Origin of the sequence: Halomonas sp. 25-S5 (assembly GCF_029889845.1) — a bacterium.
Taxonomy (GTDB): Bacteria; Pseudomonadota; Gammaproteobacteria; order Pseudomonadales; family Halomonadaceae; genus Halomonas.
This window is the reverse complement of record NZ_JARANV010000014.1, coordinates 87,456-98,414: the sequence shown is the minus strand read 5'-3', so window position 1 is coordinate 98,414 and position 10,959 is coordinate 87,456. Positions and strand designations below refer to the sequence as shown.

Sequence of the window (10,959 nt, the reverse complement as noted above, 5' to 3'; positions counted from 1 at the left end):
TCATACTCTCCCCTCCGCTGTGTGGGGTGCGTGTTGTGGTCAATACCCCCCGGGCCCGGGACCGGCCGGTCCGGGCGCTCGGCCGCCGGCGATCAGCAGCTGTAGTACATGTCGAACTCGATCGGGTGCGTGGTCATGCGGATGCGCTCCACGTCTTCGCTGAGCAGCTCGATGTAGGCATCGATCATCTCGTCGGTGAACACGCCGCCCTCGGTGAGGAAGGCGCGATCGGCGTCCAGCGCCTCCAGGGCCTGGTCGAGGCTGTGGGCCACGGTCGGCACGGCCTTGCCCTCTTCCGGCGGCAGGTCGTAGAGGTTCTTGTCCATGGGGTCGCCGGGATGGATCTTGTTCTTGATGCCGTCGATGCCGGCCATCAGCATCGCTGAGAAGGCCAGGTAGGGGTTGGCGGTCGGGTCCGGGAAGCGGGTCTCGACGCGCTTGCCCTTGGGGCTCGCGGTGTAGGGAATGCGCAGCGACGCGGAGCGGTTGCGGGCGCTGTAGGCCAGCATCACCGGCGCCTCGAAGCCCGGCACCAGGCGCTTGTAGGAGTTGGTGGAGGCGTTGGTGAAGGCGTTCAGGGCACGGGCGTGCTTGATGATGCCGCCGATGTAGTAGAGCGCCATCTCGGAGAGGCCCGCGTACTCGTCACCGGCGAACTGGTTGACGCCGTCCTTCCAGAAGGACTGGTGGACGTGCATGCCGCTGCCGTTGTCGCCGACCAGCGGCTTGGGCATGAAGGTGGCGGTCTTGCCGTAGGCGTGAGCCACGTTGTGGATCACGTACTTCATCTCCTGGACCTCGTCGGCCTTCTTCACGAGGGTGTTGAACTTCACACCGATCTCGTTCTGGCCAGCGTTGGCCACCTCGTGGTGATGCACCTCGACGGACTGGCCGATGACTTCCAGGGTGTTGCACATGGCACCGCGCATGTCGTGGAAGCTGTCCACCGGCGGGACCGGGAAGTAGCCGCCCTTGACCCGCGGACGGTGGGCCAGGTTGCCGCCTTCGACAGAACGGTCGGTGGACCAGGCGCCCTCCTCGGAGGTGATCTTGTACATGGAGCCCTCGATGTCGGACTTCCAGTGCACCTCGTCGAAGATGAAGAACTCGGGCTCTGGACCGAAGAAGGCGGTATCACCCAGGCCGGAAGACTGCAGGTAGGCCTCGGCACGCTTGGCGATGGAGCGCGGGTCACGCTCATAGCCCTGCATGGTGGCCGGCTCGATGATGTCGCAGCGCAGCACCAGGGTGGCGTCCTCGGTGAAGGGGTCGAGGAAGGCAGTGCCATCCTCCGGGCGCAGAATCATGTCCGACTCGTTGATGCCCTTCCAGCCAGAGATGGAGGAACCATCGAACATCTGGCCATTCTCGAAAAACTCCTCGTCGACGTCACGGGCCGGGATGGTGACGTGCTGTTCCTTGCCGCGGGTGTCGGTAAAACGCAGATCGACCCACTTCACGTCGTGTTCTTCAATCAGGGCGAGAGTCTTGGCAGACATGGTGTCCTCCGCTGTGAGCTAGGCTCGAAATGTTGGCTGATGTAATGCAATGGCGCTGGCAATACCAGCACGTGTTGTAACATGCCGCGGCAGTGCTGCCCACGGAAGCCATGCACGAACATGGCACTGCCCATAGCAATGCAGGCAGCGTGCCAATCTTGCACCGCTTCATTCCACCTGCCTCATATCATTCTGATTTTTATCGATTTTCGCACCTCGATCCCGGACAGTCCATGTACCAGCATCTGCAGCTCGACGCGGAAATCCGGGGCCTCGCACACCTCGTTGCACCATAAAGGTGCACAAAGATCCTCTAACGCACCACATTGAAACATTCTGCCCCCCCCTTGCCCGCTGATGGCGCGCCTCATGCCGAGGCGGCCGGATAGGTCATGGTTCGCGCACAGAAATATCAGTCCGGCGCCTCATTGATACGCTTCACAACCAAAAACTACACTCACTTACATGGCGGCGCCGGCCGAGGTAAGGCGCGGGTTCCGGAGATGGCGCCATGTCAGTCCGATCGCGTGACTTTTCACTGGAGCCGGCACGAGCATGATCGTCTGCAGCATCCTCCTCGATGCCCGCTCCGCGGGTGCCGGCCTGCCCCGCCGCCTGGCGGCCCTGAGGCCGCTCCGTCAACGGCCCGACCTGCGCCTGGAAGTGGTGCTGGCCGACGACACCGAGGACCCGCGCCTGCAGCGCCTGGCGAGCGGACATGACGCGCGCCTGGTGACCACCGAGGGGACCCCGCTGGGGGATCGCCTCAACACGGCCGTGGCCCACAGCCAGGGACAGGCGCTGCTATTCCCGGCCCGAGGGCGCGCCATCCCCGTCGGCTGGCTCGTCAAGGCGCTGGCGGACATCGAGCAGCACAGCCGGGATGCCGTGGTGTTGACCACCTCGCGCAGCGGCCGGCTGGTGCAGCTCTGGCAACGCTTGCGCCACCGGACACCCGCGGACACCCTCTGTGTCTCGCGGGCCTGGTTCGAGCGCATCGGTGGCTGCGATCCGGCACTCGACGCCGACGCCCTGCCCGACCTGATCGAGCGCTTGCGTGCCTGTCAGGCCAGGATCAGCGCCATCGTGGCGTGAGCCGGGGACGACTCACCGCTGCAACGTCACCTCCTGCTGAACCGACCAGCGACGCGTTCACCTCCTCCGATCACAGGTACTTGGTGATCTGCTTGAACTCATCGAGCGAGACCGACTGACCCTGGGCGATCGCCGCCACGGAATCATCCAGGCAATGGTCCAGGTGATCCTGGATCAGGGTGCGCTTGGCCTGGCACACCGCCTTCTCGACGGCATGTAACTGCTGCGCCAGATCCACGCAGGGCCGACCCTCTTCCATCATGGCAATGACCCGACGCAGGTGGCCATCTACCCGCTTAAGCCGCTTGACGACGTCGTCATGGCTTTGATGTCGATGTGGCGTGTCCTGCATCAAATGTCCTCGTTGTCTTGAGCCTCTCGCCTTTGACCCTATCCCCCCCGGGGGGATAGGGTCAAAGGATCCGATCTTCCCATATGGTTAGCGGCTTGCCATCAAAGATTCCGACCGGGAGCACGCATGGAGCTCTTTCGCGACAAACGTTATCGGCACCTGTTTACCGCCCAGGTGATCGCCTTGATCGGCACCGGCCTCACCACCGTTGGCCTGGCGCTGCTGGCCAGCGAGCTGGCGGGAGAGCGTGCCGGCGAGGTGTTGGGCACGGCACTCGCCATCAAGATGATCGCTTACGTGGGCATCGCCCCGGTGGCGGGTGCCTATGCGTCACGGCTGCCGCGCCGCACGCTGCTGGTTACCCTTGACGTGCTGCGCTGTGCGGTAGTGGTCAGCCTGCCATTCGTCACCGAGGTGTGGCAGATCTACCTCCTGATCTTTCTGCTCAACGCCTGCTCGGCGGGTTTCACACCGGTCTTCCAGGCCACCATTCCCGACATCTTCGAGGACGAACGGCGCTACACGCGAGCGCTGTCGCTGTCTCGGCTCGCGTATGACCTGGAAAACCTGCTCAGCCCGCTTTTCGCCGCGCTGCTGCTGGTGGTGATGTCCTTCGACGCGCTATTCGTCCTGAACGCCGTGGCTTTCCTGCTTTCTGCCGCGCTGGTCGTCAGCGTGGCTCTCCCTTCACCGCACCCTGAGCCGCTCGTGAGTGGCGTCTGGTCCAAGGTGACGCACGGCATGAGCATCTACCTGCGCGCCCCACGCCTGCGGGGCTTGCTGGCCCTCAACATGGCCGTGGCCGCAGCTGGCGCCATGCAGATCGTCAACACCGTCGTCTACGTGCGCCATCTGCTCGGCATGAGCGAGACCAGCGTGGCAATCGCCTTCGCGGCAGCCGGGGGCGGCTCCATGGTCGTAGCACTCTTGCTACCCGCCCTGCTCGAGCGACTCGATCAGCGGCAGGTGATGCTGACCGGTGGCGTGTTCATGAGTCTCAGCCTGTTCGGTGGGCTGCTGGAGCCCGGTTTCATCACCCTGCTGCTGCTGTGGTTCGTGCTGGGGTCCGGCGCCTCGATGGTGATGACCCCCACCGGGCGGCTGCTCAAGCAGTCCTGCCAGGCGGAAGAGCGTCCGGCACTGTTCGCCGCGCAGTTCTCGCTCTCCCACGCCTGCTGGCTGATCGCCTATCCGCTGGCCGGCTGGCTGGGGAGCTCGATGGGCATGATGGCGGCGTTCGCGGCACTGGCAGCGGTGGCCTTGATCGCCACCCTGGCTGCCAGCCGGCTATGGCCGACGGAACCCACAACGGCACGCACCTGAGCGGGCCGTCGCACACGAAGGAGAGAAGGGCTCCCACCAGGCCGAAAGCGCATTTCACCCTTTACCCCGATGAGAACTATTCTGTTCATGCGATTGCCTTGGGGAAGCGACTGAACGTGCTACTCCTAGGCGCCGGTAGTCTGTACAATGCGCGCCCTACATCCCTGCCCCGCGCCTAGGGTACTTTCCAAAACGTGTACATAGGTGCGTACATATCAGCGAGTCATATCCTATGAGCACGACCGTAAGTCCTTCAAATATAGACGCTCTCAGGAACATCGCCATCATCGCTCACGTCGACCATGGCAAGACCACCCTGGTCGACAAGCTCCTCAGCCAGTCCGGCACCCTGGACCGCAAGGCCGAGGGGCAGGAGCGCATCATGGACTCCAATGACCAGGAGAAGGAACGCGGCATCACCATCCTGGCCAAGAACACGGCGATCCGCTGGCAGGCCCCGGGTGGCGAGTACTACCACATCAACATCGTCGACACGCCCGGACACGCCGACTTCGGCGGCGAGGTCGAGCGCGTCATGTCGATGGTCGACTCCGTGCTGCTGCTGGTCGACGCCGTCGACGGCCCCATGCCGCAGACACGCTTCGTCACCCAGAAGGCCTTCGACAAGGGCCTCAAGCCCATCGTGGTAGTCAACAAGATCGACCGCCCCGGCGCCCGCCCCGACTGGGTCATCGACCAGATCTTCGATCTCTTCGACAACCTCGGCGCCAGCGACGAGCAGCTCGACTTCCCGATCATCTACTGTTCGGCACTCAACGGCGTCGCCGGGCCGGATCCCGATGAGCTGGCCGAGGACATGACCCCCATGTTCCAGTCCATCGTCGATATCGTCGAGCCACCCAAGGTCGAGCTCGACGGCCCCTTCCAGATGCAGATCTCGGCCCTCGATTACTCCAGCTACGTGGGCGTCATCGGCTTGGGGCGTATCAGCCGCGGCTCGGTGAAGCCCAACCAGCAGGTCAGCATCATCAGCAAGGAAGGCAACGTCCGCAAGGGCAAGATCGGCCAGGTGATGACCCACATGGGCCTGGAGCGCGTGCAGACCGACGAGGCCACCGCCGGCGACATCATCTGCATCACCGGCATCGACAACCTGGCGATCTCCGACACGATCTGCGACACCGCCCACGTCGAGGCGCTGCCGCCGCTGTCGGTGGATGAGCCGACCGTCTCGATGAGCTTCCAGGTCAACGACTCGCCGTTCGCCGGCAAGGACGGCAAGTTCGTCACCAGCCGCAACATCAAGGAGCGCCTGGAGCAGGAGCTGATCCACAACGTCGCGCTGCGTGTCGAGCAGGGCGAAACGCCGGAGAAGTTCAAGGTGTCCGGGCGCGGCGAGCTGCACCTCTCGGTGCTGATCGAGAGCATGCGCCGCGAAGGCTTCGAGCTGGCCGTGGGCCGCCCCGAGGTGATCATCCGCGAAATCGACGGCGTCAAGCAGGAGCCGTACGAGGAAGTGATCATCGACTGCGAGGAGCAGCACCAGGGCGCCATCATGGAAGAGCTCGGCTATCGCAAGGGCGAGCTCTCCAACATGAACCCCGACGGCAAGGGCCGCGTGCGCCTGGACTTCATCATCCCCGCCCGCGGACTGATCGGCTTTCGTGGCCAGTTCCTGACCCTGACCTCCGGCACCGGCATCCTCACCAGCCGCTTCGATCACTACGGGCCGCTCAAGCCCGACGCGGCGGTCGAGCGTCGCAACGGCGTGCTGGTCTCGATGGTCGGCGGTAAGGCCCTGGCCTATGCGCTGTTCGCCCTTCAGGAGCGTGGCAAGCTGATCATCGACCATGCCACCGAGGTCTATGAAGGCATGCTGATCGGCATCAACAACCGTGCCAACGACATGGTGGTCAATCCCACCAAGGGCAAGAAGCTCGACAATATGCGCTCCACGGGCAACGACGAGAACATCGTGCTGACCCCGCCGGTGAATTTCTCGCTGGAACAGGCCATCGAGTTTCTCGACGACGACGAGCTCGTCGAGATCACGCCGTCTCACATTCGCCTGCGCAAGAAGCACCTCACCGAGAACGAGCGTAAGCGCGCCAGCAAGAAGTAACGTTCGCTGCGCAGCCTGTCAGAGCCCGCCCCCGGCGGGCTCTCTCGTTTGTGCCCGCGGCAGGCTGTCGTTCACTGCATCGGCGGCTATGCTGGAGGCTGGAAGTCCACCCCCGAAGGAGAGCCGACATGCACAAGCACGTGGAGTGGGACGACCCCGGCCGCGACAGCGTGCTGGCGCATTACGCCAGCCATCCCGAGCAGCTCGTCGAGCCGCGTCCCGGCGACATCCTCTCGGGCCGCTACCAGGGCACCATCGTCCGGGTGAAAGTCGAGGCCTGGGTCGACGGCACCAGCATCGGCGAGGTGGCGGCGCTGATCGCCGCCGACAACGGCCGGCGCATGAAGTCCCACGGCAAGCTCGCGCTCGGCGATACCGTGCGCCTGCCGGATGCCTGCCGCGCCCTGGAGCCCGAGCCCAGCCACCCGGAGGAAGACCAGGAATGATCCCGCGCGCGGATACCATCCCCGCCGCCAACGGCCCCTAAACGCAAGTCGACTAGCCAGGAAGGGGGCTTGTGCCGCAAAGTTGGCGAGACAGGCCCACAAGGCCATCAAGACAACCCTGGATCTCCAAGAGCACGCACAACGTCTGGACCCACAAGGGCATCTTCCTGTTGACCGGCGTCGGCCTCGGCATCCACACGTTGTAGAATAACAACCGACGGAACCTGACATGGCAGCCATCATCGACGTCCAGCACGTCCACAAGGCCTTCGGTGGCCTCAGGGTCATCAATGACTGCTCGATCCAGGTGGAGCAGGGCTCGATCACCGGCCTGATCGGCCCCAACGGCGCCGGCAAGTCGACGCTGTTCAACATCATCGCCGGGGCCCTGCCGCTGGACAGCGGCCGGGTCCTGCTCGACGGCGAGGACATCACCAACCGCCCCGCCAACGAGCTGTTCCACAAGGGGCTGCTGCGCACCTTCCAGATCGCCCACGAGTTCTCGCAGATGACGGCGCTGGAGAACCTGATGATGGTGCCGCCGGCCCAGGCCGGCGAGACCCTCTTCAATGCCTGGTTCAAGCCCTCCCTGGTGACGATGCAGGAAACCGAGGTGCGTCGCCGCGCCCTGGAGGTGATCGACTTCATCGGCCTGCACCATGTGCGCAACGAGCTGGCGGGCAACCTCTCCGGCGGCCAGAAGAAGCTGCTGGAACTCGGCCGCACCATGATGACCGACGCCCGGGTGGTGCTGCTCGACGAGATCGCCGCCGGGGTCAACCGCACCCTGCTCGGCGACCTGGTGACCAACATCGAGCGGCTCAATCGCGAGATGGGCTTCACCTTCCTGGTCATCGAACACGACATGGACATGATCGCCCGGCTCTGCGACCCGGTGATCGTGCTCGCCCAAGGCAGCGTGATGGTCGAGGGCAGCATCGAGGAGATCCAGAACAACCCCCAGGTCATCGAGGCCTACTTCGGCGCCGCGTCCTGACGGGAGAGCCGCCGCCCGAGGGCAGGCACCCGGCCAGCGCATTCCAGCGCTTTCCAACAACGAGAACGCACCCAGAGAACGTCTGACAATGCCATTACTCGACGCACGCGACGTGTACGGTGGCTACGGCGGCATGAACATCCTCAACGGGGTGGACATGGCCATCGAGGCCAACGAGATCGGCGTGATCGTCGGCCCCAACGGCGCCGGCAAGTCCACCATGCTCAAGGCCATCTTCGGCCTGCTCCATGTCAACCAGGGCGAGATCCTGCTGCGTGGCGAGCCGATCCACAACCTGCCGCCCAACAAGCTGGTGCAGAAGGGCATGGGCTTCGTCCCCCAGGAGAAGAACGTCTTCCCGAGCCTCACGGTGAAGGAGAACCTGGAGATGGGCGCCTTCCTCAAGCCCGGCAACGTCAAGCGCATGCTCAAGCAAGTCTACGACTTCTTCCCGCCACTCCATGACAAGCGGCACCAGCCCGCTGGCGAGCTCTCCGGGGGCCAGCGCCAGATGGTGGCCATGGGCCGGGCGCTGATGGCCGAGCCCAGCCTGCTGCTGCTCGACGAGCCCACCGCCGGCCTCTCGCCGCTCTACATGAACGAGATCTTCGAGCATGTGAAGTTGGTCAATTCGGCCGGCGTGGGCATCCTGATGGTCGAGCAGAACGCCAAGCAGGCCCTGGCCATCGCCGACCGAGGCTTCGTGCTGGCCGCCGGCCAGAACCGTTTCACCGATACCGGCGCCGCCCTGCTGGCCGACCCGGAAGTCGCCAAGAGCTTCCTGGGCGGCTAGCCCTGAAGGTAAGAAAGAGAAGGTGGGAGAGTACCGAAGTGAATGAACTGGTCTTCTTTATCAACAACGTGGTGATCGCAGGCAGCGTGAGCGGCTCGATCTATGCCATCGGCGCGGTAGGCGTGACGCTGATCTTCAGCATCATGCGCTTCGCCCACTTCGCCCATGGCGACATGATGACCTTCGGCGCCTTCATGGTGCTGCTGCTGACCACCGCCTTCCCCGGCGCGGGAGCCGCCTTCGGCGTGCCCTCCGCGCTGGTCCTGCTACCGCTGGCCATGGCGCTCACCGCGCTGCTCGCGGTGGGCATCGACAAGGCGTTCTACAAGCCGCTGCGCGCCCACGGGGTCAAGCCGATCGTGCTGGTGATCGGCTCGCTGGGGGTGACCCTGATGCTTCAGGGCCTGATCCGGCTGTTCGCCGGCACCAGCGGCCAGAGCCTCTACATCGATGACCGCAAGGAGATCTTCCGCCTCGCCCTGCCCTTCGAAGGCGTGCGGGCCCCTGTAGTGGTCACCGAACCGCAGCTCTATCTGTTCGTGATTACCCTGGTCGCGGTCATCGGCCTGCACCTCTTCCTCAGCCGTTCGCGGCTGGGCAAGGCGATGCGCGCCATGTCCGACAACCCCGACCTGGCCCAAGCCTCGGGCATCAACACCAATACCATCGTCGCCGTGACCTGGGTGATCGCCGGAGGGCTTGCCGCCATCGCCGGCACCCTGCTGTCGCTGGACGTGACCTTCAAGCCCGACCTCAGCTTCTTCCTGCTGCTGCCGATCTTTGCCGCCACCATCGTCGGCGGCGTGGGCCACCCCTACGGCGCGGTCGCCGGCGGCTTCGTGGTCGGCTTCGCCGAAACCCTCGCCGTCTTCAACTGGAGCGTGCTGCTGCGCCCCTTTCGCGACAGCCTGCCGGAATGGCTGACCCAGTCCGGCAACCTGGCCTTCGTCGGCACCGAGTACAAGATCGTGGTGCCCTTCTTCATCCTGGTCGCCATCCTGGTATGGCGCCCCACCGGCATCTTCAAGGGCAAGGTGATCTGATGGACACCAAACGAGCCGATACCGTCGCCGCACCGCGCCGCTTCCCGATGCGCGAGGTCGTTCTCTTCGCTGCCGTGCTAATGGCCGTGCTGGGCGTCTACGTCGCCATGGGCGCGGCCTACAGCACACGCATGCTGGTGGAGGCCGCCTGCTACGCCATCCTGGCCCTGGGCCTGACCATCCAATGGGGCTATGCCGGCCAGTTCAACGCCGGGGTGATGGGCTTCGTGGCCCTGGGCGGCTTCTGTGCCATGTTCTTCAGCATCCCGGTCAACGAGGCCTTCTGGGGGAGCGAGTTGCCCGGCGAGCTAGGCCTGGTGCTGCTCTATATGATCGCTGCCGTGCTGGTGGTGTTCGGCGCCACCCGACTCGACCGACTCGGCGTGCCGCGGAAGCTGCGCACCCTGATCGCCGTCATCCTCGGGGTGGTGCTCTACCTGGTAGTGGTCAATGCCTTCCGCGGCGTGACCGACCAGATCGAGTCGCGCGCCGGCTTCATCGGCGGCCTCGGCCTGCCGGTCGGCATCGGCTGGGTCGTGGGCGGAGCACTCGCCGGCGGGGTGGGCTACTTCATCGGCCGTGTCTGCCTGGGGCTGCGCAGCGACTACCTGGCCATCGCCACCCTGGGCATCGCCGAGATCATCAAGGCCTTCCTCAAGAACTCCGACTGGCTAACCCGCGGCACCGCCACCGTCTCGCCGTTGCCCTGGCCGGTGCCGGGCCCGGCCGAGGTCGGCTTCACCCTGGCCCGGGCCCTCTACCTCTCGATCACCGCGGTGGTGATCGCGGCGATCTTCTTCCTGCTCAGTCGCGCCTACCACGCCCCTTGGGGGCGGATGATCCGCGCCATCCGCGACAACGAGATATCCGCCGCCGCCATGGGCAAGGACATCAACAAGCGGCGCCTGGAGATCTTTGTGCTGGGCTGCATCCTGATGGGCATCGGCGGTGCGGCCCTGGCCAGCTTCAACAGCATGTTCGACCCCCAGGGCTACCTGCCGCTCAACCACACCTTCCTGGTGCTGGTGATGGTGATCCTGGGCGGGCCCGGCAACAACCTGGGCACCATCTTCGGCGCCGTGGCGGTGTACATCATCTGGATCATGTCCGAGCCGCTGGCGCTGTTCCTGATGGAGCTGGCCGTCACCTTCGGCGAGGGTGCCTTCGGCTGGGATGCGCCTACCAACCTGGACAGCCGGGCCCTGCAGGCGCGGGTGTTCGTGATCGGCCTGCTGATCACCCTGGTGCTGCGCTATGCGCCCAAGGGGCTGTTGCCGGAGAAGGTTCGCCACCACGGCTAAGTGCCTCGACGTCACGCAGACGAAGTC

General features: G+C 64.8%; 10 protein-coding genes. 8 read left to right on the top strand and 2 right to left on the bottom strand.

The genetic code is table 11. The features are described from left to right. Positions 1-92: 92 nt before the first annotated feature. Positions 93-1,499, bottom strand: coding sequence for a glutamate--ammonia ligase (gene glnA / locus OP498_RS11450; protein ID WP_280550383.1), 1,407 nt, complete (start codon positions 1,497-1,499; stop codon positions 93-95). Positions 1,500-2,054: 555 nt separating this feature from the next. Between glnA and OP498_RS11445 the strand changes: the two genes are divergently transcribed. After that, on the top strand, positions 2,055-2,594 hold the full coding sequence (locus OP498_RS11445) for a glycosyltransferase (protein ID WP_280550381.1): 540 nt from the start codon (positions 2,055-2,057) through the stop codon (positions 2,592-2,594). A gap of 70 nt (positions 2,595-2,664) precedes the next feature. Here the strand turns inward: OP498_RS11445 and OP498_RS11440 are convergent, their stop codons facing one another. Further along, positions 2,665-2,946, bottom strand: coding sequence for a metal-sensing transcriptional repressor (locus OP498_RS11440; protein ID WP_280550380.1), 282 nt, complete (start codon positions 2,944-2,946; stop codon positions 2,665-2,667). 126 nt (positions 2,947-3,072) lie between these two features. Here OP498_RS11440 and OP498_RS11435 point away from each other — a divergent pair, with 126 nt between their 5' ends. From OP498_RS11435 to OP498_RS11405, 7 genes are all read left to right on the top strand, one after another. Next, positions 3,073-4,269, top strand: coding sequence for an MFS transporter (locus OP498_RS11435; RefSeq protein ID WP_280553598.1), 1,197 nt, complete (start codon positions 3,073-3,075; stop codon positions 4,267-4,269). A 232-nt stretch (positions 4,270-4,501) separates the two neighbouring features. Next, complete coding sequence (typA, locus tag OP498_RS11430) at positions 4,502-6,352, top strand: translational GTPase TypA (protein WP_280550377.1); 1,851 nt, start codon at positions 4,502-4,504, stop codon at positions 6,350-6,352. 128 nt (positions 6,353-6,480) lie between these two features. Further along, positions 6,481-6,798, top strand: a complete 318-nt coding sequence (locus OP498_RS11425; protein ID WP_280550376.1) for a hypothetical protein — start codon at positions 6,481-6,483, stop codon at positions 6,796-6,798. A gap of 229 nt (positions 6,799-7,027) precedes the next feature. After that, positions 7,028-7,795: an ABC transporter ATP-binding protein gene (locus OP498_RS11420; RefSeq protein WP_280550375.1), complete on the top strand. Its 768-nt coding sequence runs from the start codon at positions 7,028-7,030 to the stop codon at positions 7,793-7,795. A gap of 88 nt (positions 7,796-7,883) precedes the next feature. Further along, the gene (locus tag OP498_RS11415; protein WP_280550374.1) at positions 7,884-8,588 is read left to right on the top strand and encodes an ABC transporter ATP-binding protein; all 705 of its coding nucleotides are present in this window, start codon (positions 7,884-7,886) and stop codon (positions 8,586-8,588) included. Positions 8,589-8,626: 38 nt separating this feature from the next. Further along, on the top strand, positions 8,627-9,631 hold the full coding sequence (locus OP498_RS11410; RefSeq protein WP_280553597.1) for a branched-chain amino acid ABC transporter permease: 1,005 nt from the start codon (positions 8,627-8,629) through the stop codon (positions 9,629-9,631). Next, a complete protein-coding gene (locus OP498_RS11405; RefSeq protein WP_280550372.1) occupies positions 9,631-10,932 on the top strand; it encodes a branched-chain amino acid ABC transporter permease in 1,302 nt (433 codons plus the stop codon). The genes OP498_RS11410 and OP498_RS11405 overlap by 1 nt, the downstream gene beginning before the upstream one ends. The last annotated feature ends 27 nt before the right edge of the window (positions 10,933-10,959 follow it).